15 protein-coding genes are annotated in these 25,072 nt (G+C 59.9%); 6 read left to right on the forward strand and 9 right to left on the reverse strand.

The genetic code is table 11. The features are described from left to right. Position 1: 1 nt before the first annotated feature. The 5 genes from AC1DF8_RS32880 to AC1DF8_RS32900 form a co-directional block, all read right to left on the reverse strand. Positions 2 to 817, reverse strand: coding sequence for an ATP-dependent metallopeptidase FtsH/Yme1/Tma family protein (locus AC1DF8_RS32880; RefSeq protein ID WP_478156850.1), 816 nt, complete (start codon positions 815 to 817; stop codon positions 2 to 4). Further along, the gene (locus AC1DF8_RS32885; protein ID WP_478156852.1) at positions 814 to 2,670 is read right to left on the reverse strand and encodes an ATP-binding protein; all 1,857 of its coding nucleotides are present in this window, start codon (positions 2,668 to 2,670) and stop codon (positions 814 to 816) included. Before AC1DF8_RS32885 ends, AC1DF8_RS32880 begins: the two co-directional genes overlap by 4 nt. Then, positions 2,670 to 3,026, reverse strand: coding sequence for a hypothetical protein (locus AC1DF8_RS32890; RefSeq protein ID WP_478156854.1), 357 nt, complete (start codon positions 3,024 to 3,026; stop codon positions 2,670 to 2,672). Before AC1DF8_RS32890 ends, AC1DF8_RS32885 begins: the two co-directional genes overlap by 1 nt. A 124-nt stretch (positions 3,027 to 3,150) precedes the next feature. After that, the gene (locus tag AC1DF8_RS32895) at positions 3,151 to 4,263 is read right to left on the reverse strand and encodes a hypothetical protein (protein WP_478156856.1); all 1,113 of its coding nucleotides are present in this window, start codon (positions 4,261 to 4,263) and stop codon (positions 3,151 to 3,153) included. Positions 4,264 to 4,612: 349 nt separating this feature from the next. Next, on the reverse strand, positions 4,613 to 5,791 hold the full coding sequence (locus tag AC1DF8_RS32900) for a hypothetical protein (protein WP_478156857.1): 1,179 nt from the start codon (positions 5,789 to 5,791) through the stop codon (positions 4,613 to 4,615). Between the two features lie 304 nt (positions 5,792 to 6,095). Between AC1DF8_RS32900 and AC1DF8_RS32905 the strand changes: the two genes are divergently transcribed. Continuing rightward, entirely contained in the window at positions 6,096 to 7,148 is a 1,053-nt protein-coding gene (locus tag AC1DF8_RS32905) for an HNH endonuclease (RefSeq protein WP_478156859.1), read from the forward strand. An 88-nt stretch (positions 7,149 to 7,236) separates the two neighbouring features. Here the strand turns inward: AC1DF8_RS32905 and AC1DF8_RS32910 are convergent, their stop codons facing one another. The 3 genes from AC1DF8_RS32910 to AC1DF8_RS32920 all read right to left on the reverse strand — a co-directional run bounded on the left by AC1DF8_RS32910 (position 7,237) and on the right by AC1DF8_RS32920 (position 14,824). Next, on the reverse strand, positions 7,237 to 11,499 hold the full coding sequence (locus tag AC1DF8_RS32910; protein ID WP_478156861.1) for a protein NO VEIN domain-containing protein: 4,263 nt from the start codon (positions 11,497 to 11,499) through the stop codon (positions 7,237 to 7,239). Positions 11,500 to 11,998: 499 nt separating this feature from the next. Further along, positions 11,999 to 12,730 (reverse strand): DUF2290 domain-containing protein, encoded by a 732-nt coding sequence (locus AC1DF8_RS32915; protein WP_478156863.1) that lies wholly within the window; start codon positions 12,728 to 12,730, stop codon positions 11,999 to 12,001. Next, positions 12,731 to 14,824, reverse strand: a complete 2,094-nt coding sequence (locus tag AC1DF8_RS32920; RefSeq protein ID WP_478156865.1) for a DEAD/DEAH box helicase — start codon at positions 14,822 to 14,824, stop codon at positions 12,731 to 12,733. It lies immediately after the preceding gene. A gap of 455 nt (positions 14,825 to 15,279) precedes the next feature. On the opposite strand from AC1DF8_RS32920, the gene AC1DF8_RS32925 reads away from it, so the two are divergent. Genes AC1DF8_RS32925 through AC1DF8_RS32935 form a run of 3 tightly spaced genes read left to right on the forward strand, consistent with a single transcriptional unit; the run spans position 15,280 to position 21,911 of the window. Beyond that, entirely contained in the window at positions 15,280 to 18,567 is a 3,288-nt protein-coding gene (locus tag AC1DF8_RS32925; protein ID WP_478156867.1) for a site-specific DNA-methyltransferase, read from the forward strand. Positions 18,568 to 18,571: 4 nt separating this feature from the next. Then, complete coding sequence (locus AC1DF8_RS32930; RefSeq protein WP_478156869.1) at positions 18,572 to 21,538, forward strand: BPTD_3080 family restriction endonuclease; 2,967 nt, start codon at positions 18,572 to 18,574, stop codon at positions 21,536 to 21,538. Continuing rightward, entirely contained in the window at positions 21,531 to 21,911 is a 381-nt protein-coding gene (locus tag AC1DF8_RS32935) for a DUF6883 domain-containing protein (RefSeq protein ID WP_478156871.1), read from the forward strand. The genes AC1DF8_RS32930 and AC1DF8_RS32935 overlap by 8 nt, the downstream gene beginning before the upstream one ends. 627 nt (positions 21,912 to 22,538) lie before the next feature. Here the strand turns inward: AC1DF8_RS32935 and AC1DF8_RS32940 are convergent. Continuing rightward, positions 22,539 to 22,769, reverse strand: coding sequence for a hypothetical protein (locus AC1DF8_RS32940; protein WP_478156877.1), 231 nt, complete (start codon positions 22,767 to 22,769; stop codon positions 22,539 to 22,541). A gap of 98 nt (positions 22,770 to 22,867) precedes the next feature. Between AC1DF8_RS32940 and AC1DF8_RS32945 the strand changes: the two genes are divergently transcribed. Together AC1DF8_RS32945 and AC1DF8_RS32950 are read left to right on the forward strand one after the other, a co-directional pair. Next, on the forward strand, positions 22,868 to 24,514 hold the full coding sequence (locus tag AC1DF8_RS32945; protein ID WP_478156873.1) for a hypothetical protein: 1,647 nt from the start codon (positions 22,868 to 22,870) through the stop codon (positions 24,512 to 24,514). Next, on the forward strand, positions 24,511 to 24,975 hold the full coding sequence (locus AC1DF8_RS32950; RefSeq protein ID WP_478156875.1) for a phospholipase D family protein: 465 nt from the start codon (positions 24,511 to 24,513) through the stop codon (positions 24,973 to 24,975). The genes AC1DF8_RS32945 and AC1DF8_RS32950 overlap by 4 nt, the downstream gene beginning before the upstream one ends. Positions 24,976 to 25,072 lie beyond the last annotated feature (97 nt).

The following is a 25,072-nucleotide window of genomic DNA, read 5'->3' on the forward strand; positions in this document are numbered from 1 at the left end:
TTTACGAGTCAGCGACCAGGATGTCGATAACGGCCTGACCATCAAGGGCCTGGGCATCGAAGAGTTCGCGCACCAGCCGGTCGAAGGCCCGACGGTTCTTCAGGATCACTTCCGTGGCATGTGCCTGTGCGAACTCGAGCCGCCGATGCACCCGCTCTGCCAGATCGGCGTCGCGGCTGAGGATCGCGGTCGGATCTTTGTGTCCGAGGTAGAGCAGCGGATGGCGGCCACCGAAGCCGAGCGCCTGTTCCATGTCCAGCGCGACACGAGTCGCGCGTGCAAGGTCGCTCTCTTCGGTGCCGCCGGAGCCTGCCGATACAGTCTTGAGCACTATCAGCTCGGCGGCGCGGCCTGCCATCAGCATCGCCAGCAGCCGTTCGTACCAAGCCTCGGTATCAGGTGCGTTGGTCGCAAAGGTCACTGCATTGTGGCCGCCGTCCTTGGCGTCGATCGTCAGACCCATGATCGCCCCAAGGCGCAGAGCGTGATGGACGACTGCATGGCCTGATTCGTGAATCGCCAGACGCCATCGGACATCATAAGGCACCGGCGGCCGGTGACCACGAATGCCGGCTTCGACATCGGCGTAGGTCAGGCCGCGCTTTTCGCGGCGAGCTTTCAATCGCGCTTCGCGGACGATCCGTTCAATGTCGGCGCCAGTCAGGCCCATTGCTCGTGTTGCCAGACGTCGCAACGCCTGAAGCACTGGGTTATCCTGCTCGGCCGTCTCTGGCCTGTCGATGCCGGTTTCACCGTCACCTTCCAGGATGATCTCGATCTCGTCCATCAAGCCGCCAATTTTGGTGGTTCCGATCATCGCTCACCTCCGACTTGGGTGTCAGACGCGGTGACGGCGTCGAGGTCGCCGCCTAAATGATAGGCGAGAATGCCGGCGAGGGTCGGAATGTCGGGCCGCGGGATCTCGATCTGCGTTTCCAGCCGTCCTGAGCGGCGGATCGCCTCGTCGATTTCGGTGGGCCGATTGGTAGCGCCGACCACGATGACGCCATCGGTCTTCACGGCACCGTCGAGAAGCTCCAGCACCTTGTTGACGCACGCATTCCAATAGTCCGCGTATGGCCGCGACGCCGAGGCACGCTGGCCGATGCCGTCGATCTCGTCAATGAACAGGATGCACGGTGCCTGACGCCGGGCCTCAGCAAACGTGTCGGCCATCCTGCTCAGCACCTCATGCAAGTACTCACCCTGCAGCCAGGTTGAGACAGAGGTGACGACGAGCGGGATCTGCAGCGTGTTGCACAGGGCGCGTGCGAAGGTGGTTTTGCCGGTCCCCGGCGGTCCGGACAGAAGAAGCTTGGTGCTCATCTGTGACCACGGCAGTTCGCCGCCGAGATAGTCCGCGAGATCGACCTTCAAGCCGAGCGCCCATGCCGTCGCAGCACCATAGCCCCTCAGCGTCTCGACACGCAGCGCGGTCGGCGGAGATGCATCATCGACGGGCTCCGGCCGAATCACTTCGGCGCCCGTCGGCTTGCCTTTTGATTTCCCTTTTCCCTTGGACGATGGTGTAGACGTCGACGAAGCGCGGCCGTCGGACCCGCCGCCATCCCCCGAGTTCTCTCCTCTGCGCTCGCTTGGGCTCTGCGTGATGAGACGTCGCGAAGAGGCCGCCTTGTCTTCCGCGCCTCCATCCTTTTTGTCTTCGCGGTTCAGCGCCGCCAGTCCGGTGAGCGCATCGAGGCTCGACAGGATCGGACGGCCAGGTCGAATGGCGATGGCCAGATCGTCGAGCGTGAGCGCGCTGGCATCGAGTTTGGCGATGCTGCTGTCATGACGCATAACGGCTTCGCTGCCGTAGACAGCCTCCAGCAGGTCGGCGATCAGCAGGCGATCGATCCCGGCGCCCGACAGCCTGATGTCGCAGGTCAGATCAACTTGATCAGGAACGCCAGTGTGCGTCTCCGCCACGGCAAGCACCGGCGTGCCATCCGCAAGCGCCCGCAGCAATTGCCCGCGCAGGGCGGCCCGGCTCGGGCGGTTGGTCTCACCTGCCGGTACCTGCAAGAACACGCGCCGAGTCTCGCCGTCCACCCACTTCCATAGATCGTCGTTGAAGGCGAAATCCGCGGCCACACCGGTGTAAGGCCCATAAGGTACGACGTCGGTCACTTCGATTAGCTGCGGCAAGGCCCGCTCGAAGCCGTCGGCGAGGACTGCCACGGCGAAGACGGGTGCCGGCTGACGCAAATGCGCGACCAAATCGCGCAGCAAGACGCCTGACTGTTCCATCGCCGCGGCAAGCAACAACAGAGTTGCCATGGGTTTGACGCTCGGCTTGTAGCCAGCCTCGGCAACGACGCGGACCGCGTAGGCGAGTGCGGCCGAGCTCGAGTCCTCTTCGTTCGCCGGATGCCGTCTGAGGTTATCCGGCCGCACCGGCACGGCCGGGACGAGAACGGGGCGGCCATGTCCGTCCTGCGGTGCATCGATCAGAAAGCCTGCGAGATGATTCCGCACCCACTGACGGTCCTGTTCAAACTCGCCAGTGAGCTGGGAGGGATCGAAGGCTGGGCTAAAGCGGCCGACAACATGACCATCGACGATGCTGGTGCTCCTAGTCAGCAGGCCGTTGCGGACCGCGAGACGCCGAACGGCAAGGCGCTCGACATGGGCAAAGCGCCGGAGCAGGAAAGAAGAGAGGCGATCCATCAACGATCCTCCTTCAGGGCTGGGTGAACGGAAACAATTTCCGGCGGCACGCCCTGACGCGCGAACGTCCGATAATTGGCGCCAGCCCTTCGCTCGAGGCAATCGAGAACGAGCCGGCAAGCGGGATCTCCGGATTCTGCAAGATGCCGGAGTGGTTCCAGCACCACGGAGGGAATGGCGCGCGCGTCCGATGCCCCCTGCCGGGCAAACGCAAGAGCGAGGCCGATGATCAGAGCTGGGTCGTCCTGCGGACGCGGATCCACAAGGGGCCGATTGGGCTTGGAAGCTCTCGAGCTGCCTCTCTTGAGGCGGGCAGAAGTCGATGGTGCTTGGGTGGACATGATGTCGGCGGACATGCAGGATCTCCTTGCCGATCCGGCTTCAGCGGACGGCGTCTTCTCAAGGATGATGGGAACGGCAAGAGGCGGCCGCGGCGTCACGCGCCGCAGCTATCTCGTCTTTCGAGCGGGTGTCGATCGCCTAGGCGTCGAGCAGCCGCCGGGCAAAGCCGACGCGGATGTGCTCAGGTGGCCAGGAGACCACGTCATCTGCAAGCGCCTCCGGATCATCGCGGCCGTCGTCGTCATCATCGAAGCTCGGCTCTTCACAGGAGCCGCAACGGCATCCAGCTCCCTGATCCTTAGCGTCATCGGTGACGTCCTCGCAGATCTTCACGCGGGGGATCGCCCGCAGCGTCCCAACGCGGCGCGCATGGAGCGACGTCGTGGAGCCGGCAGCCGCGAGCGGTGGGGTGGCCGTCACCATTGGCGTCTCTGGGAGACCAAGCGCAAGGCGAGCTGCAGCCTCGAGAAGCTGCTGCACGCGGCGCCCGAAGCGTAGGCGCAGTTCCGCCATGCAAGCCGCGGCGCCATCGATCTCCAGAAGATCGTCGATTTCAGCGAGCGCCCAGACGCCCGCCGCATGATCGCTCGGACGGCTGGCGCCATCGATGATCGCGACACCGACCGTCTCCACCATCAGCCGCTTCTGGGTCTTGTAGAGCCAGTCCGGCAGCACCATGGCCGATGCCAGCATCTTGAGCTTCAGCTCCTCGAGCCGGCTGGTGTCGCCGTAGGATGCCAGCGACCTCTTGAGGTCTAGCACGAAAGCGGCCCGCCTGGCGCGGTTCACGACGATCAAGTCCGGCGTGTAGCTGCCTCTGGCCGGCGCCTCGCAGTCAAGCCGCACGCCCTCGAGTTGCCTCCAATCATTGCCGGCCACCGCTTCGATGGCTGCCTTGACCAGCGGCAGTTTGATCGACTGCATCAGCACAACGAGATTTGGGTTTACCTTAGCTAGGCGTTCGACGGCCTGCTCCAAAAGCTTGCCTTCCCTGAATGACACCGCCCTGACCATTGAGGCCACGTTGACATAGTGGCCGAGGATTTCGTCCTCGACCGGCTCACTGTCAGCGATCGCGGCGATGGCTCTGTCGATCAGCACGGCGAAGTCGGCCTCGACGTCCGGATAACGAACCAGATGTGGGTGGCGCCGCAGCGCCGGCGGTTCAGCCTGAATACCGGCACGCTCGCCGAAGTAGCGCCGGGACGCCGGGCCAGCGAGTGAAGAGATGGTGGAGGACGCCGAAGTCACGGCGCGGAGAACTTCCCCGGCGGGGGATGAAGCGTATAGGTTGGTCAAAGCCCGATTCCTTTTCGTTGAAGGCTGAGGGTCAGGCTCATGTCGGTGTTGGTAGCACCGGCATGGGCCGCTAGCTCCATTCCGTGGAGCCACCCAGTCCTGACAGGACCCGGACCGGATCTCAAGCCTCCCACCGGCAAAAAGAGAACAGATCCTGAACGCGGTTAACGGCGGGCTCACGCCGGAATTCTGTCCGCACGCGATGGTAAACGACCCGTGAAGCGCAATGAGGTTGCGCTAAGCGGGGCACCAAACGCACAGCCGGAATCAAGAAAGGGGCCCGAAAGCCCCTTTCTTATCTTCAGTCCGCCGACGCCTCGGCGGGTTTGCGCGTGAGCGCCTTTGGCTTCCTTAGTCCAGGCAGCCCTTCGGTCGAACCGAAGGAAAGGATGTTGGAACCAACGGCCTCAGATACGCCACCGCTCCGGGTAAACATCGCCGGCGGCACGTAGTCCTCGATCGTCTCATCCTCGTCCCTCGACGGGTCGAGGTTTGGCGCCTCCACCCGCACGACGCCACCCAGCGCCTCCAGCCCACTGCGCATCGCCTTGCCAGGTGAGTTCGAGGCAGCGCTGGCCTCAAGAGGCCATTCAGGCTGCTTCGCTTTCGAGGTTGCCCAATCGAGGAGCGGCAGCAGCTCCTGGCTCAGCCACAGTTCGAGCTCCTTCGCCTCAGGCCAGGCCTCTCGATCACCAACATCGTCGAGCGTCTCGAACACTCTGTGCCAGCGGCTTCCGGGAGCGAGCTCGGTCGCGGAGAGCTTGCGGACGTCGATGTCGCCTGGCGCATCGAGAAGCAGGACGTTGCCCAGGCTGCGCTTGGCAAGTCGGCCCAAAGGCTCAAGCACCGGAACGAGGGCTTTCTTCTGAAGACGCTTGCCCCGAGGTTTGCGTTCGAGAATGTCCTCGACAGTCTTGGCAAGCATTGCCGCGTTCTCAACGAAGGCGGCAAGACCGCTCTTCGTCTTCACGTCGATCAGCGCCCGCAATCCGGAAAGACCGCCGGCGTCGGCAAGCTCTTTTGCGTTGACCTCTTCGGAGACTGCTTCGGAGCCGTCTGCCAGCAGAGCTTTCACCTCGCTGACGCGAATGCCGTCGTTCTCCTCCGCAAAAGCCAAGGCAGCCTCAACCTTTTCTTCCGGCGCGGACGCCAGATGAAAAAGAACCGTGGGGCTGACGGCCAGCTCGACCGCACGTGTACGGTACGGAGCAAGATTGCGAGCAACAGACCGATAGTTGCGCGCGGTCTTCGAGGAGATATCGCATCGCTGCGATACCCATTTCTCGAAGGTGCCGGGCTCAACGAGCTCGGACGCCTGCTCCAGCAGGTCACCCAATTCGAAGGCCTGCTCCGTGGACCGGCGTCCCAAGGCCAGGATGCCAGCGGCTGTCGCCTCTAGTGCCTTCTTGCTTTGCGCACCGATGTTGAGCGCATCGTAGTCAAAGCGGCCGGATGCCGCTTCGGTCGTTTTCTTCGTCATGTCAAAGATCCTTGCGTGTTGCAAAAGCATCAACTGCACCTGCGCAATTGATACATAAATTATCCCTTAGATTTAAAAGCATCTCAAGACGTATCAAAAGTTGTCTATCCGGTTTTTACTTAAAAAATTGAGGATATTGCGTGTATTAATACTTAAACTACTCAATTTTTCGCGCATTCAAATTTTTCTTACTTGGATTTGGCAAAAGTAACAAAACACAACCATAGGGCGCGCCACCTTGCGCGCCGTGCATGTTTTCGAAAACCTGCCGACCTGGTAACAACGGGACAGTAGAGGTGCCACGATGTCAAAAGCGGTCCTAACGACAAAAGTCGATCCGACCTACGACGATCTTCCGGAGCAGCGCTACCATTTCCCGCGCACCTATCTGCGTCAGGTCGAGGCCGCGCGGGGAGACTGGATCGTCTACTATGAGCCACGGCGGCCGAGCGGCGATCTGATGAAAACGGGCGGCAAGCAGGCATATTTCGCGACAGCCAGGATCACCAACATCATCGGAGATTCGTCGAAGGCCGACCACTTCTATGCGCTGATCGACGACTTCCTTCCCTTCGATCATGCCATACCCTTCAAGGCCGGGGACCACTATTATGAGGACGGCCTGCGCAAGGAGGACGGCTCTACGAACAAGGGCGCCTTCGGGCGCGCCGTTCGCAACATCTCAGATGAAGAATACGACCTGATCCTCGCCGCTGGCTTCGCGCATGTACTGGGCAAGCGAGATCGAAATCGCCCGGCGCCCGATCCGGCTGAGGAGGCCCCTCTCGGGTTGGGTGACAATCCACAGATGCCCTTCGAGGTTGACAGCATCGACCGACGGATCGTATCTCAGGTGGTGCAGCGACCCTTTCGCGACAGGGCGTTTTCCGTAGCGATCAAGGCGGCCTATCAGGACACCTGCGCTGTCACAGGCCTCAAGCTGATAAATGGCGGCGGGCGATCGGAGGTTCAGGCCGCACACATCCGCCCAGTGGCCGACCGGGGGCCGGACAGCGTACGCAACGGCCTCGCACTCTCAGGAACCGTGCATTGGATGTACTATCGGGGTCTGATCTCCGTAGATGACGACTACAGCGTGCTGATCTCAGGTGGCGGAGTTCCTGATACCACACGCGCTTCGTCAATCCGGAGCGACGCCTGCTGGTACCGTCACGCCCCGATGAACTGCCCCATTCACAGTTCCTACTGTATCGCCGCGAGACGGTGTTCAAGGTGTGACGAGGCGGAAATTATTTCCGCAGAAGCGAAAGCCTCCATCGCTTGTTATTCTGCGGGCGTCTCATTTGGGGTCGTGTTCTGCCTGTCCTTGCGAAGTCGGTCGCGGCACGCGATGTAACAAAGTGCGGAAGTTCAGAAGCTGTAGGGATGACATTGCTTTGTCGCATAGCTTACAGATGCCGATCCACCGATGGCGCAACCAATGTTCAGGTGTCGTTCCCGGCCAGATCACCGATCCTTCTCCTGAGGAGCTCGAGGCTTGGCTCGTCCTCTTCTAGGCCATCCAAGTCTTCCCGCGTGACCCGAACGACGTGGACAAATCGATCCGGTCGGCGCTCGGGCCAGCGAACACCCGCAGCCAGCCGCCAGCCGTCATGGAGGGAAGGACCTTCCGCTGCGGCCTGCCAGAGCCACTCGACGCGGCGCGCCAGGGGCGCTAGGTCGCGGAGCGGGTCCCAAGACCACCGGACTGAATAGGAGCCGCCCCCATCCTCGACGAGCAGCGCCATGAAGTAGCGATCTGCGTAACGCTCAGCCTTCTCGCGCTCCAGCTCCGACCAATAAATACGCTCGGCGGTCAAGCTCTTCACCTCGACATGCCATTCCTCGCCGGCTCGCGACAGCAGGACATCAGTCTCGCGTAGTTGATCGTCCCTGACGTTCGCCGTGCATGTCCAGGAGGCATCGAGGTTGCAAGATATTTGCTGCATTAGCCATGCCTCCGCCCGCATCCCGCGGGCGGCCACCGCCTTAGCGGCCTCAGCCGCCTCACGTCTCGCCCCTCTCTTCTGCTCATCTTGGTTGCGGCCGCCGCCGAACAACGCTTTGCGGGTCAGATGACCCGTGGGCCGTCCTCCACCAGAGCGGCTGGCGTTCCCCTCGTTGCCGTTATCATCCTCGGCTGTGTCAACGAGGCCGTCCACGACGCCGGGGTCGTGCTCCCCCTCTCCGCCGTCTTCGCTTTCGTCTTCCTCGTCATCGAAGGAATCGGCATCCTGAGCATCGTCGCCTTCGCTCGCGTCGACGGCGCCCGCTCCAGAAATATCGGTTTCGCCCCCCTCCTCGGTGTCATCCTTATCATCCCCAGTCTCGTCAAAGTCATACAGGGCTTCCTTGATCCGGTACCCTGGGATACCGTCATCGGCGAGGATGGCAGCTACCTCGTCGCGCCGCGCCTTGAGAACCTTCGCGAACCGGTATTTGAGGTCCGCCCCGTGGCCGCCAAATCCCTCGGCTATGGCAGCCGCTACAGCCTCCCATAGATCAGGGGCTTGCAGGCTGATGAGCCACGTTAAGCCGTTGTTGTAGGAGGCTGAGCTCCGGTCGGCGAGCAACTGGCCCTCGATCGAGATACGGAGCCGAAGGTCTTGAACTGCGATCAGGCGAGGAATTGATCTTAGGGGCTGCGCCTTGGTCGCACATATAGCGGCGAGCGCTCCCCGTCGGCCTGCCACTCTACTCTCCAAGAATTTCGTGCGCTTTTCGGGAGCCGACTCATAGCTCGGCTCYACCTCAAGTACCTCGGATGCGCAACGCACGCCGAGAGCCTGGACCGCACCAATACCTCGCTCCAGGCGTACCGGGAGAATCGCCTTTCCGATTAGCCCGAGCCCGTTAAGCACCTCCTGGTTCTCGAAGCGGCCTTGGTCAATCCACAACGTGTTCCCCGACTTCTCGACGACAATCTCGTCCTGTTGTCCTGGCCGAATTGCCGCGACCTTAGAGATCTTCGCCATTCCGTCGGGCCGGCGCGCGGTGCGCAGTAGAGCGTCGTAGAAGTCGCGTACCGCTTTCGTCGACGGGATCGCATCGGCCTCGATGCTGGCAAGAACCTCGTCTGACCAGGCACACCACGTCCCCCAATCGGTCGGCAGGGAGCTGCGCACGCCGAGACCGTCCACGAAGGTCGCCTTCAAGGCCGCGCGCCTCAGGGTATTGGTGGTACCGACGTCCAGAATCGGCGTGATCCCAGGAATACCCTTGCCGGGCCAGAAGAGTTCGTGAGGAGCCAGGCGGTCGCCCCGCCGTCCGCCGATGGGTCGTTGGGGAAGATACCGCTCCTTTCGCATCTGATAGTTGGCAAACGAGGTGTAGGGTATAGGTGTGTGGGTTCGATCCGCGCTGTAGACTTTGCGCCATCGGCCGGAGAGTAGCGCCACCGCGGCAGACAGCGTCATCATGCAGGTTGCGACCTGCGAAGGTCCGACGCGTTCGAGTGCCGCAGGGAAGTGCTCGATGTACCATTCTTGGTTGATATAGTTCAGGCCGAGTTGCGTTAGGGATTGCCGGAACCTGGAATACGCCGGATTTCTCGCTAGCGAACCATTTCGCGGTACCAGCTTGATCTTGGGTTCCCAGGCCACGCCTAGGAACCGCAGCAACGCCTTCCATTTCTTCGATCCAAACAGGAGGGTTGCTTGTCGAGGTGCCCCAACGACATAACGGTCGGAAACTTCCTTGAAGTATGCAGCAAGCTCCGGCGGTGCACCCAGGTCCCGGTTAGCATACGCCTCGACCGCACGTATCCAGCCATCCCTTGCCGGCACCCGCACGACCCTTGCCAGTGCGGCGCGCACGCTCGTGTCGTCGGGGCGCTCGACAAAGGCTCCTTGATGGCCGAACTCCGGCACATTTGCCCATTTCTCGATCAGCGCGAGGGCCTCGAGGCCGTGACTTTCCCAATCCTCGTTGTCCCATGCGTCAATCGTACCGACCAGGGAGCGCTTGAGCCAGTCGTCTTGGGATCGAAGCAGCCGGCCCGTAAGCAACGACATCCAGCGCGCTTCTGCAGCCGCGTCGTACCCGTTAAGGAGTTCTTCGGCGTTCGGATGAAGCGTGTCCGCCGGCAACCACGCAGGCCACTCCTCGGGCCGATGGCGGAGCAGGCTCGGCGCCTGATCCAGCGCACGGACGGTCCCTTCCGCGGTCGGCCAGATCTGTGCACGCGCGAGCGTCTGTATGACCAAGTCCTGCTGGGGAGACGCGAGGCAGCCCGAGTACGCGATCCTCAGTGCCTGCACGGCTGCATCGAGGGTCAATGCCCGCGTGCGCGAGAGAATTTCCGCGTAGTCGACCGGACGGAGCGGCTGGGCCTCGAATGGAGATCGTAGTTCGCCGAAGACGGGCGAGAGCGCTGGCACGGCAAGCTTCTTCTCGCGGCCCAGCTTCGCTGGCACGACGCGGTCGAGCTCGTGCTCCCAAACCCTGCAATCGGCGGGCTTCACGCTTCCGCCACCGATCAACGGAATGAACTCTGCTTCCGTCACCGCCCGCGCTATCGCCTGCTGGATGAGACGATCCGGCCGTTTAACTCGGCCGCCTCTCGTCGCGCGGACCATGTCGGCAAACAGCCTCACGGTTGAGGTAGCTGGGACGTCATGGATTACATGGCGGACAAGCGCCTGGAGCTGTTCTCGCACCAACTGGTCGTGATCATCAGCACGTATGCCGTTACGGTTGCTTGTGAGAGCGAAGGAGCCGTGTATCAGGAACCTGGCCGCGATCGTCTCAGTCGTTGGGAAGAACACGTGAACCGGAATTTCCGCGGGGGCCGGACCCGCGACGCCCCTTTCGATCGGCACTGCGATGGCGGCGCTTAGGCTCTTCGAACGCTCGGACGGAGCCGCCGCAACCGCGCTCCAGATGCGCCAGTCGCTAGAGATGATATCGTCGCCCCTCACGATTGAGAGCGTGGCTGGCGAGTTCCGGAGCGTTGCACCACGTTGGCGCGCTACGGACAGTCTCATCGTTTGCTGGCCATGCCGCTCCACCAGTACGGTGTCGAGGTGGCGACACAGAAGAAGAAAATGGGGATCGAGGGATTCGAGTCTTGCCGAGATCTCATCCTTGTTTTGCTGCGACCGGAACGGCAGGCGGATGATCGTGGCGTAGCCTGCACGGAGCAGCTCGGCCGACTCGCTATCGCGTTCGATACGATGGGGCAGCCTGAACGTCAGCCGAGGTGCATCAGCCTGGATCTCCTCCAATGCAACCTTGGATAATTCCGCGTCGAAGCCGAAGTCGAACGGGCCTGAATGGATGCTTGGGCGGTCACTTATCTCCAAAACGGATTTGAAGCCCAACCCCTTCGCGCCGATGAGGTTGGCCGAGCTCGTCCCACTGGGAGCCAGCGCGTCATCCGCGTTCTGCAGCAGCTCCCAAAGCGATCGCCCCGCATAGTCGCGGCTTGTCTCGTCTTCGTGGTTAGCATCCTCCTGAAGCTGATCGCGATCGATCCGGTAAACTTCGAGACGCCGCTCGCGGATCGCGTCCACGAGCTTCCGATCGGAGACGTCGTCGAGCGTCTCTCCGGGTCCACGTGTGGCCTTGGCGCTCAAGTTTTCGCGACACACGGATATGACGCCGCGGCGGTCGAAGCGCCGGCCGTGGTTGGCCACATACAATGCTCCATCGGTGATGCGGAAAAGAAGCGCTCGCGAGCGGCCCTCAACCAGCCGCGATGAGCTCATGCAACTCTCCTCCGCTGAGCACTCCCGACTCTTGGTCTAGGCCCAGGCTCACCTTGGTTACGACTGAGCCGTCCACCTCCGCCGCCGCCAGCTCAAGCCGCTGGGGGGCGTTGCTGGTGCCCGCGATCAGCGACCGGTAGAGTCCCACGCTACGGCTCTGAAGCCTGAGTGGATCACGTCCACGCTTTGCCGTTCTTTCCGTCCATTCCGATAGAAGCATCATCTCCCCCACGCCCGGTTTAATGGATAGCTTTCATCCCACAATTGTAAAGGTCATCGAGCGCTCGAAAGGTATCAAGGAGATACTCGTCACCGAGAGAAAAGTTGCTGCCCTTGGCTACAGCGGCACTGAGGTCGCCTGCTCAGTCGTCACGTCGGATCCTTGGGGCCGGGAGCAGACTGGCCGGTTCTGGAATGCTTGTGAGTACAACCGCCCACATGCGACCAATCTGACGGTCCCTCAGGTGCGCGGGGAGCCGCAGGGTACAGTGGCCGGCAATCAGGCCGGGGGACCATTGAGGGCGGCGAAGTGAAATCCCATTTTCTCGTCATTTGAAAGGAATTGCGATACGCCGTCTAGCCTGATCGATGCCAGGAGCTTGTCGTCTAAGCAATCGGCTAGATGTAGATGTTGTTCGTCGTCCGGCCAGGAAAATCGTGAATGCTGCCACCACGTGTCCGCAAAGTAGAGCTTTGCCATCAGTAGGCCGAAGCTCCTTGGTGAAAGCTTGCGGGCCGACGGCCAACGGTCTTCGCCTGACATACCAATATGGAAGTGGGCGCCCGGGTGCCGTACATTACGGTACTGAGACCCACTGTACTCGAAACGAACCCGAGGAATAAAAATTTTCGAGGGGATTTCGGCGACCAGTTCGGAAAATTCCTCATCGCTCAGAAGTCCTTCGTCACGCTCTCGTTCGAGGCTTCGGTAGAATTCGATGGCTTCAGGGGAACCGCTTAAACGGGGGTTAGGATAATAGGCCAGTGCGTACTCGGACGGACCGACATGGGAGAATTGGAAGTAGGAAAAATCCGTGAGCAGCAGATTGTAGTGCGATAGGGATAGCCCGCGATCGTAGACCGCAGGATAATCTTTGGAAGTAAGACTAAGTTTGTTAAACTCGATCGACCGCGGCAATGATGTTTCATAGACGGTCGAGAGCCATAAATCCTGCTCGACGAAGAATTCAATCGTCGCCCGGATGCTGGCGTTAAACTCGCCTAGTTGCATTCACTGGTCCTCGATCAAGCTTGCGATGTCTTCGTCCGACAGCTTAAGCTCGTCTTTCATGCGCTCCACTCGGCGCTTCGCTTCGATGATGCGAGCATGCTTTTCTTCAAGTCCGCGTTGGATCGTATTAAGGCTGGTCATGTCCGGCATAGTGAACTCGATCCTTGGACTTCTGCCGAGCGCAGTTGCTACTTCTTCCTCAAGCCTTGAAAACGTCTTGTTCCGATATCCGAAAATTCGGAGCCAACCCTTGGTTCGCGTGAATGCAACGAATAGCTTGTTGCGGCCGGTTCTGGTCTCCAGTACGGCGGCGTCTGCGCCTAGCACAATGACGACCGCCGCCTCATTGCCCTTCGCCCGGTAAACAGTGCTCAAAGTGACTTTTCCTTCGATCCGGAAAGCTGGCTCACTGTAGGGGTCATTAATTATGTTATTGCAGGAGATCTGCGCTTCGATCAACGTTTTGGAAAGCTTCGCGAAGTAGCTCCTGGCTGACATATCATCCAGGCAGACTACGAGAATGTCATCCGGATTGAGGCCTTGTTCGACAAAGGAGCGGACTTGAGCCGCGGCAAGAGCGACTTCGTCGTCGATGTTATCTGCGCCGACGATATCCACCAGCCTAACTTCATGAGGGGTTTCCAGTGTGCTTGGGCTATTAATCGTCGGCCGTTCAACGATGCAGTGGCTCCCGACGGTGAAGTCGCCCTGCACCACGTCGTAGCCTACATCCTCCCAGTGCTTGCCATTCTCGAGCATCTGCACCGTCTTGCGATAAACGCCGAATCCTATTGCATGGGCCAGCACTAGGACGTCCCTTTGATTGCGATACGCACGTTGAAGGACGAAGTCATTCGTATCGGTGCCTGCAGGGAGGCTCCGCGTTAGCAAAATCCTTGGTTGACCATCGCTGTCTTCACCGAAAAGTTGGTCCGGCTCGCGCACTTTGACATCGAACACGTTCTGAAGCTCGTCGTAAGCCCAAATGATCTGCTTCTCGTCTCGCCCTCCTTTCGCGAGGAAAAAGCACATCTGGTAAAAGCTATCAGGGAAGTCCTGGCCTTCATCAACCAGAATGACATCATAGTAAGGGGTAAGCGTCCCGGAATCCACAAGCTCTCTGCATACGGTCCCAAATGGGTCTGCCGCACCTCGAACGTCGCTGAAAGTCCGCGGCGCCATCCCAGCACGAACACTTGCATCGCGATAAACGCCGGGCACATTTGCGCGGCCCCATCCGTGCCTGACATGTATGTTTTCCCAATTCGGATCAACCTCCGCAAAATGGCGATGAAAACGCGTTATCAAGCGTTCGATGATGTCGCGCAGGCTGCGGGTGTAGTAGGTGATCAGGATCTTCGCATCGGGATTTTCAATGTGGGCCAATGCCGCCTTCATGGCCAAGATGACCGTCTTTCCTGTCCCGGCAAGCCCTCTAATCCGTTGGGGACCGCGAATGGCAGTCAGCGCCACTGATCGTTGGGTCGCGTCAAAATTGTAGATCACGGCTTCAAGATCGCGGAATGCGCGTGCAACGGGATGTAGTTGCTCGTAATTCTCAACTTCGGATAGCTGTCCAAGCGCTTTGGCGCCTTCGATGATCGCCTGCACCTCCGCTTGCTGCTCGGGGGTCAGGGAGCCACTTTCTTCCTTAAGAACGCGGACGAGTTCATTTTCGCTGTGAACCAGTTCTACCTCATCGTCGCTCAGGTCGTCTTCGCTCACATTGGGAGCGTAGACCACTGGCACGACGTCGAATATGAGACGACGGCGCTTTTTCAACTGCAGGCTCTTACCCATCAGCGATTCCGTGGACGCGGCAGCTTGCAAGATGCTCAGCGCATCCCGGCGTACATCCTTGGCATTATCGGAGAGCGAAAATTTGATTAACTTGATGCCGTGATCACTGCTGAAAATCGTCAAGTCGGCGCTGTGTGTGCGTCCATCATAATCTTTGACCTTCGGCCATCCCGCATAGAGGATGATCTGATCGTCGACCGAGTAAACCTCACCGTGGCGGATCTTCTTGATTATTTGCGCTGCGGTGTTGCTGATCGGTTGACGTATGGCGGTCGGAATGAAGGATATGGGCATTGAACGCTCTCATGCTGAGGTGACGCGAAGATATGGGCATGCGCCGACCGAAGCAAGTTCTCGTTTGGATCGAGTACCCGCTCAAGATATAACCTATCAGACTACTTCAGCGTCCGCTTCCAGGATCGTCACCCGTGCTTTCCGATGGCCGAGATGGAGGCACAAAGCGGAAATCATTTCCGCGAGTGGGGCCGCAGCCTTTCAGGCTCTTTGTTGGAGGGCAGCGGTTAAAGCAGACGTTCCGCGTTGACAGGAGCGGCGCCACTTACGGCCCTTAGCGGCCATTTTCGACAACCCTCGATACTGCGCTGCAGCTTCGCCGGATCGGCCATTCGCATACTCGCTCGCTTTCTGATCTTCGGTCGGGCATGGGGAAATTGAATTCCTAGGTGCAAACGGACCACCGGCGCGATAGGTAATGGAAAACAAGACCGTTTAGTGAGTCCCTGGCCCTCATGTCCGATGTTTTCAACCTGATCCTGTCCCTGACACCCGAAGATGGTTCCACCATTGCCAACGGGACCATGCTGGCGCTGCTGCGCGAGCACATGCCGGACCTTGCCGAAGATGACTACATCGCCGCGCGCGATGCGCTGATCGATGAGGGCGTCCTGGGGCGTGGCAAGGGACGTGGCGGGTCGATCTTCCGTATCACAGATGAACCGGACGATGAGGATGCTTTCCTCGACGAGGACGAGGGCGACGAGGACGACGGGTTCGAACTGACCCACACCGAAGAGGCAGCCTCGCGTCAGCGACGGGCCAAGGCCGGTAAGAAGGTCGCTCGCACGCCGGACGGGCCGGTGCAGGTGCTGTCCTACCGCCACGGCGAGACGCGGGTGAACAACCCCGAGGTCGGGATGGTCCATGCCGGCACAGATCCGGATGGCGACAAGTCGGTCTGGGCCTATGACCCGCATCTCGACCCGGTGCTGAACTTCGACGCTGCGCGCGCGGGGATCGAGAAGCTGATCAACGATGCGCTGGCCAGCGGTGATCTCGAACAGATGCGGGACGCGCTGCAGGAGCTGAAGCGGCTGCAGGCGCCCTATCTCAACTGGACGGGTAAGGCGGAGCGGACGAGCTTTGAGGTCGATACCGTCTCGCTCCATGTCCATGAACGGGTGGACCCGGCGACGATCCTTGCCAATGCGGCCAAGCGGCTAAAGGGCAAGGATTCGGCGACGCAGTGGCGGCAGCCGGACCTGTTCGCGGCGCCGTTCGAGAACTTGCCGCTGCGCCAGGCGCTGGATTTCTACCACCACGAAAAGGGCTGGTCGAACCGGCTGGTGGCGGGCGACAGCCTGCTGGTGATGAACTCGCTCCTGACCAAGGAGAGCATGGGCGGTAAGGTTCAGATGATCTACATCGATCCCCCCTATGGCATCAAATACGGGTCGAACTTCCAGCCCTTCACCAACAAGCGCGACGTGAAGGATCGCGCGGACGAGGACCTGACCCAGGAACCCGAGATGATCAAAGCGTTCCGGGACACCTGGGAACTCGGTATCCACTCCTACCTTACCTATCTGCGCGACAGGCTGATGCTAGCGCGGGAGTTGCTGACCGAGAGCGGGTCGGTGTTTGTGCAGATTTCGGATGAGAACCTACACCGTGTCCGCGAACTGATGGACGAGGTATTCGGAAATCAGAACGCGCTGCCAATGATAACCTTCCGCAAGACCACGGGAGCTGGCAGCCCTAGCGGCTACGTCGAAGCGTTGCCGCAGACAGTTGATTATCTTGTCTGGTATGCAAAGGACAGGCGCGCAGCCAAGATCAATCGACTTTTCGTCGAGAAGAGCTTTGAGGACGATTTCAATTACTCGAACGTCCAGCTTCCGACAGGCGAGCGCAGGCCAATCAAAAAGAATGAGTCGCTGCCAGACCTTCCAGAGGGCTCACGCACCTACGCGCCGAACCCGATGACTTCGCAATCGGGTGGGCCCACTACGCAATTCGAATATGAAGTAAACGGCGCCAAATTTGTCCCCGGCAAGGGCGGTTGGAAAACCAATCTTACGGGTGTTACGCGCCTTTCCGCAGCAAATAGGCTTATAGGGATAGGGGCCACTCTCAGATTTGCGCGCTATTCGACGGATTTCCCATGCAAGCCTGTCATCGACATCTGGGACGATACACGCCAGAGCGGCTTCGGCGAACAGAAAGCATATGTCGTTCAGACGGCATTGAAGGTCGTCGAACGTTGCCTCCTTATGACCACCGATCCCGGCGATCTAGTGCTCGATCCCACCTGCGGCTCCGGCACGACCGCTTTCGTCGCCGAAAAATGGGGGCGGCGCTGGATAACCTGCGACACCTCGCGCGTGGCGATCACGCTGGCCAAGCAGCGGTTGATGACCGCCAGTTTCGACTACTTCGCCCTGCGCTATCCGCATGAGGGGCTGAAAGGCGGGTTCGATTATGAAACCGTGCCGCACATCACGCTGAAAAGCATCGCCAACAACCCCGACATCGACACCATCTATGACGAGAACCACCCGAAGATCGCAGCGGCGCTGGAAAGCCTCAACGCCGCGCTCAAGGAGGCGCCGCTGCGCCTGAAATCCCCCCAGGGCGGGCGCAAGGGCGAATGGATCGACTTTTCGGCGCCTGACGATGCAACCTTTAGACTTCCGACCGGGCAAGCGGTGCCGGTCAACGCGATGCTGGAATGGGAGGTGCCCTTCGACTGGCCCGACGACTGGCCCAAGGCCGCCCGCGCGTCGTTCGACGCCTTCCACGCCGCCCGGCTGGCGATGCGGCGCCGGATGGACGAGTCCATCGCCGACCATGCCGAGCAGGAGACGCTCTACGACAAGCCGCGCATCGACCGCTCCAAGCTGCGCATATGCGGTCCCTTTTCGGTCGAGGCGGTACCGGCGCCTACCGTCCTGTCGCTGGACGACAGCATCCCACCGCAGGAGGCCGACGAGACCGTCGCCCGCTCCGGCGAGACCTCTCGCCAGGCGCTGTGGCGCGACGAACTGCTCAAGACCGGCGTGCGCGGCAAGGGCGGCGCCATGCTCCGCTTTGCCGAGTTCGAGACGCTGCCGGGGTTGAAGCACATCCACGCCAGCGGATCGCTCGCCGAGACCGGCGAGAGGGTGGTCGTCAGCTTCGGCCCCGAGCACGCAGCGCTGGAGCAGCGGCAGGTGGAACTGGCGCTGACCGAGGTCGAGACCCTACGCCCGTCGCCGAAATTCATCCTGTTCTGCGCCTTCACTTTCGACCCGGAGGCCGCGAAGGACATCGACGAGGTGAACTGGCCCGGCGTCACGCTGCTCAAGGCGCAGATGAACACTGACCTCTTGACCGAGGATCTGAAGAAGGGCCGCAGTTCCAACCAGTCCTTCTGGCTGATGGGCCAGYCCGATGTGGACCTGCGCGAGCGTAAGGACGGGCTGTGGGAGGTTCAGGTCAACGGTTTCGACTATTTCGATCCGCGCAAGGGCGATCTGGTTTCGGGCGGCACCAAGCAGATCGCCATGTGGTCGCTCGACGTGGACTACGACAACCGCTCGCTGATGCCGCATCAGGTCTTCTTCCCGATGGCGGATGCCAAGGGCGGCTGGAACCGCCTGCGCAAGACCGTGCGCGCGGAGCTGGACGAGGACCTGCTGGAGCAATTCCACGGCACCGTCTCGCTACCTTTCGAGGCGGGCGAGAACCGGCGCATCGCGGTCAAGATCGTGGACGACCGCGGGATCGAATCGCTCAAGATCATGTCGCTGGAGGGATAAGCCTATGTCCCTCATCATCAATTCGCCCTTCGTCTGCCCGGCGCAGCATTGGGTCGAGGCCAAGGGCGGCAAGCTGGAGATCAAGCCCGAGCGGCGGCCGGCAAGCTACGAGGTCTTTGACGCGCGCAACAACACCAAGCGCACCGAGGTACTGGATCTGGTGAACACGATCCGCACCCGCGTGGATCAGTGGCGCGAAGACGGCTGGCCTGGCGTTACCATCGTCACCCGCAAACTGTTGGAGCACTGGCACGACCGCGAAGCGCGACAGCATCCGTTCTATTTCTGCCAGCTTGAGGCCATCGAGACGCTGATCTGGTGGGTCGAGGGTGCGGCAGGCTACAAGCAGGGCATCGCGATCCCCGGTGACGGCGGGGTGTGGGAGCGTCTCTGCAACAAGATGGCGACGGGCGCGGGCAAGACCACGGTGATGGCGATGATCATCACCTGGCAGGTGCTGAACGCACTGACTTATCCGAAGCGGAACAAGGATTTCAGCCGCGCCGTGTTGATTGTGGCGCCCGGCCTAACCGTAAAGGAACGGCTTCAGGTGCTGCTCCCCAGCGAGGGCAGCTACTACGACGAATTCAACCTTTGCCCGTCCGAGGCCCTGCGCCAGAAGCTGAACCAGGCCGTGGTGCTGATCGAGAACTGGCACACGTTGATGCCGGTGAAGGAAGCGGACCGCTCGGTGGTGAAGAAGGGGCGAGAATCTGACGAGGCCTTCACGCGGCGGGTGCTGGGCAAGCTGGCGGCGCACAAGGACATCATCGTCATCAACGACGAGGCGCACCACGCCTATCGCAAGCCGCCCGAGGTGAAGATTAGCAAGAAGCATGCCGAGGAGCATGGCATCGACCTCGACGAGGCAACGCGCTGGATTGAGGGGCTCGACCGCATCCACAAGACCCGGCGCATCCAGCGCTGCTTCGACCTGTCGGCCACGCCCTTCGCGCCGACGGGTAAGAAGAGCACCGATACGGCGCTGTTCGACTGGATCATCTCGGATTTCGGCCTGAACGACGCGATTGAGGCCGGGCTGGTGAAGACCCCGCGCGTGGTGGTCAGAGACGATGCGGTTCCGGATGCGAAGACACTGCGCTCGAAACTCTACCACATTTACCGCGACCCGACCGTTTCCGAAGATCTGAACCGCAAGGCCGAAGCGCATGAGGCGCTGCCGAAGCTGGTCCAGGACGCCTATACGCTGCTCGGCGCCGACTGGCGGGAAACCAGGGCGCAATGGCAGGAGGTCGGGCATCATTCACCGCCCGTCATGCTCACGGTCTGCAATCGCACCGAGACCGCTGCCCGCATTGAGACCTATTTCAACAAGGGCGATGCGCACTGGCCCGAATTGCACGCACCGACTCGAACGCTCCGTGTCGATTCCAAGGTTCTGGAGAAGGCGGAGATTGGCGAAACCGCGACCTCCGACAAGGATTACGAGGCCCGGCTGAAAGCGATCATCGATGCGGTAGACATCCCGGAAACGCGCCGCCAGCAGTTCCTCGCCTTGAAGAAGGAGGAACTGCTGCGCGAGATCGTCGATAACGTCGGAAAGCGGGGTGCGGCCGGACAGGATCTGCAGAACGTCATATCGGTTGCGATGCTGTCGGAGGGATGGGACGCCAAAAACGTCACGCACATCATGGGTCTCCGGGCCTTCACCTCGCAGCTGCTCTGCGAACAGGTCGTCGGGCGCGGATTGCGTCGGGTGTCCTATGACATGGACGATAATGGCCTGTTCCTGCCCGAATACGTGAACGTTTTCGGTGTGCCGCTTTCCATTTCGGAAACAGGTGAAGGCGGGGAAGCTCCGCCGCCTCCGAAGCCGACCACCCAGATCGAAGTCCTGCCCGAGCGGGCCCACCTGGAACTTCGCTGGCCGAACGTGCTGCGGATTGAAACGGTCGTGAGGCCGCAGCTTGCCATGGACTGGGGCAAGGTAACACGGCTCGTGCTCGACCCTGCCAGCACGCCAATCAGCGCGGAATTGGCCCCCGCGCTCGGCGGCGCGACCGACATGGGCAAGGTGACAGCCATCGACCTCGAGAAACTGCCTGACGGCTTTCGTCTGCAACGTCTAGTCTTTCAGGCAGCACGGAAGGCCTTCGCCGAACTCAGCCACGGTTTTTCGGGTAACCACGAGTATCTCGCCGCGCAGTTGGTCAGGATCGTCGAGGCGTTCCTCAACTCCGACCGCCTTGACATCCCGTCGCTGTTCCACTCCGACCCGCTTCGGCGGAGGATTCTGATCGCACTCAACATCGACCTTGTCGTTCAGCATGTGCTGAGCAACGTGACCGAGCAGAACACAGAACGTCTGACGCCGGTGTTCGACGAGGAAAACCCGATCGGCGCCACCGGCCAAATGCGGACCTGGTACACCGCCAAGCCGTGCTTTCCTACCACCAAGTCGCATATCAGCGACCTGGTCGGGGATTCATCCTGGGAGGGGCATGCAGCGAACATCTTGGAGAAACGCGACGACGTCATCGCCTATGCCAAGAACGATCATCTCGGCTTCCAGATCTACTACATGTGGGCGGGTTCACGGCGACGGTATGTTCCTGACTTCCTTGTGCGCCTCACAGGTGGGACGATGCTGGCGCTGGAAGTCAAGGGCACTGACAGCCCGCAGGACAAAGCAAAGAGGCTCGCGCTCGACGAGTGGATCAGGGCAATCAATACTTCAGGTGGCTTCGGTCGCTGGGATTGGGACGTAGCGTTTGCTCCCTATCAAATAGAGGACATTATCCGGAGGAGAGCGGGCCATCGGTTTGCCGCACATTCCCTAGTCAGGCTGCGGCGTGCCTTCACGGTCGCGAGAATCGGTATTCCCGCAGGCACCGAAGGAGTCATCGTCGATAGCTATCCGTCGCGAGATGCATACGAGGTTGAGGTTTCGCTTGCCCCGGCCCTGACAGTAACGGTGTTCGGGAGTGATCTGGAGCCGATCGATGCATGACACCCCGCCTCGGCAGCCAATAGGCCAGCAATCGTGGATTGGGAATCCCCAAGAACTTCGCATCGCCGATAATAAGGTCGCTGACTACCTTCTCAACAGCAACCATCCAATAGGAGCAGCGAAGGCCAAATTTTTTGAAGGCGTTGGCCACAAAAGCGAAGACATTGAGTTATTTAAGGAAACGATGCGAGAGCACGCTGCTTGCAATCCTGTCGCTTCAGTAGAGAAACATGCCTTCGGAATAAAGCTGGTCGTTGACTGCTTTGTAGGGATGCCGAATGGCCGCAGTTATTGCATTAGGACGGTCTGGAATGATCACGGAGACGGCCTACCACCTATCTTGATTACCGCGCATCCAATCGATTTAGCCTAAGTACGCGCTATTTCGGAACGAAAAATCAAATCAACAGCCACGCTGGGTGGACTTGAATGCGTGCGCAGAGGAGACCAATGACTAGGCGGTAAACTCAAGGGCCCGATCTGACTGAACAAGTGGCATCCACACTGACGGAAGCATGTGGGGCGAAATGAACCTACAGAAAAAATCGGAGATTACTGAAACGAACGGCGGCTCTTAGAATTAGACAGCAGGCACCCGAAGGACCGCAATGGTGGCGCAAAGCTGCCGGTCGCTGTCCGGCTGCCTCACCACAAAATTGAGGTCCTAAAGCGGAAATTTTTGCCGCTCGACCGTCCGGTTGACTGATACCCAAAGCCAGGGCACAAAGATGGCATCCATGGTCGCTCGCGATGGGAAAACAGAGGGAATTTCAAGGCTTTTCCGCTAAGCTATTGAACCAATGTGACAATCCAAGGTTCCCAGGCAAGTCATTTTTGATCGATTTCTTGATCTAAATTTGCAACCAGCTCCCCTCGGAAAAGTGTCGTCTTCTCAAGAACTTGGGCAATTTCGGCCACAGTTCCTTGGGCCATCCGTCGCGTTTGAAGGCGCTAGGAAAATTGGCTGGGGACCACAAGCTACCCGCTACAATACGTCCTGTCACCGTAGCCGATGTATCCTCTTAGCGCGAGGCAGAAGGCCCATTCGGCCGATACCGTTGGCAAACTCGGAGTTGTCGGTGCTGGGTTGTTGTGATTCAATCGCCGCATTGATTTGCGGAGGAATGAGCCATGATGGGATGTCAGTCAGCTTCCGGCGCAGCTCTTCTACGACTTCTGCCTTGATTATCACGTCTCTGCAGATCACCTGCTGCGCGAGATTGACCGCCATCTCGCTCCTAAAAGAATCGGAGCGGCAAATGCGGCAAGGCCAAGGCATCTTCGACATGAGCGCAACGCGCGATCGCTTCCGCCAATCGATCTATGATTATGTTTACGACGATGGAATGGGGCGGCGGTGAGCTTAGCGGAGACGATCTTGCCGCGAAGACCAGTATGATCTTCGACCACTTTGGCCATCAGGAGCTATTTTGGGACTATAAGAAATTAGCAGGGGCGTTTATGGAGGCAGTTGAAGAAGGATTTCCAGACTGGACAGAGCTGGGACAAGATAGCGGTCTCGATCCACTGGGGATGCAAAGGCCCGTTGAGGCGATCTATCAATCTCTTATCCCAGGTATAAGCACGATCACGCTCCGCTATCGCTACTACTCTTTTTTCCCCTTCATCTTGAAGCACTACGAAGACACAATCCGGAATCCGGACCCTGCGGTCTTCCGCGCGTTCTATCGTCGCTGCGAAGCTCTATACGCCTTGATATGCACACACGGGCAGCGTGAGCTCGGCATCACTGGGTCCGACTGGGCCGCAGATATTCTTGTAAGCCAGGCTGCGGGAGGCGTTATCGACTTTGCGCAAGGTGCCGATGCCGACGCGGACGAAAATCTCCGCTACCTCAAAAACCAAGCAGGGGCTTTTGGCGCTATCTACTCAACGCAGATGCGGGAGATGGGCCTACTAATCTTCGCGGCGAAGAACGATCCGAATCCGAATCCCGTCTGCGCAAAGCTCGCGCTGCCTCTCGCAGAAGCGTTTGCCGAAGAAGTTGGTGACCTAGCGCCAAGGTTCTTCGAGCTTGTTAATCGGGCTCAGGTTAGCGTCGCCGAGCTTGCCGACTTCGAAGTGATGAAGCCCTCTAGGCTGCGGCTGGGAAGCAAGGAGTACACACTCCTAAAAGATATCCTTCTCGGGAAGGCGGGCGGTCAGGCGGAATATGATCTGGTGCGCCAGGCCACTCTTACGATGCTTCTGCAAAGTGCTGACACACAGGGTGCGATCCCAGAGATGGAAGCCATCAAGTGGCAATGGTTTGATGGCGCGGCAGGGGCTCCACAAAGCGAGCTTCGTGTCCCCGAGCTTTGGGCGCTATTCCAAGCCTGCGACCTTATCAGACTTGCCTATGAGACCATTCTGTCGGCGGCTCTTGTTGCTCTATCCTATGCCCCGCGAAATCGGATGCCGCTAACCGCTCTTGTTCAAGAGCTAGTAGATCAGGCGAATGTTCCTGAGAGCGGGACCTGGGAGGATTTTGCTTCCCAGCAAAGCATTGGTGGCGATACCGCGAGAGCTCACGCCCAGCAGATGCTGGAAGGTTTTGGTGAGGAGCGGGTGCAAGGCGCTGTAAAGCTGATTTCGTACCTTTGGGGCAATACTCCTGTTGGCGAAGACCTGATCCAAAAGGCGCTCAGCGGAGAAGACTATTTCTACTCGCTGCGCACTGAGCACCGGTTCTTGAACGACGTTTCAGCGCTCCCAGCGAAGACTGTTGTCTCGCAGCTCATTTCAGATCGCGTGCTCAAGCGTCACCTCTGGGTCGCGTCACGGAAATTCCGAAAGCAGAAAGCCTACACCTATCATCTTGAGCCAGATGAGGGACTGATCCGCTATCGCAGCCAGTTCCACGTGGCTCCGAGCAGCCCACGTATCGAGCAGGCACTCAGATTCCTCAAAGACATTAGTCTGATCGATGATAACGGACTAACCTCGTACGGCCGCGCAGAAATGGCGGCCGCATGAAGTACTACGATGTTTTTGGCGTCGGCGGCTTTCACTCCGCTTTCATGACAACCTATGCCTTCGGAACGCTGGCGTTTGAGGACATTCCTTTTCCGCGCCTGCGCGGCGCGGGGTGCCGAAACATCGTGGTCTTTGCGGATCGCGCGATGGTGAATAACGCCTTCGCAGAATTTGGTCCGCCGACCTTTGCTGGCACCAGCTACCACCTCATCAAGTCGAAAGCGCCGCGCGCCTTCCACCCAAAGATCACGATGCTGATCGGCGAGAAAAAGGGACGCCTGCTGATCGGTTCCGCCAATCTTACGGCTCTGGGGCTCGGCGGCAATAAGGAGCAAGTGGCGAGTATTTCCTATTCGGATGAAGCGCCTGAGACGGCAGCGCTCTTTGCCAGCGTTCTCGGATATCTCAGGGTAAGCGCGAATTTCTGTGCGCCTTCTGAAGCGCAGTGCTCTGATGCATGAAGTGTCCACCAAAAATAGGTGGACACCAAATCATGGACGATACTCCTAAACTGCAGGTGCGGCTTGTTGGCCGCGACGGCCGCCGTCGATATGACCC

Source organism: Rhizobium sp. 05N49, from assembly GCF_056396805.1.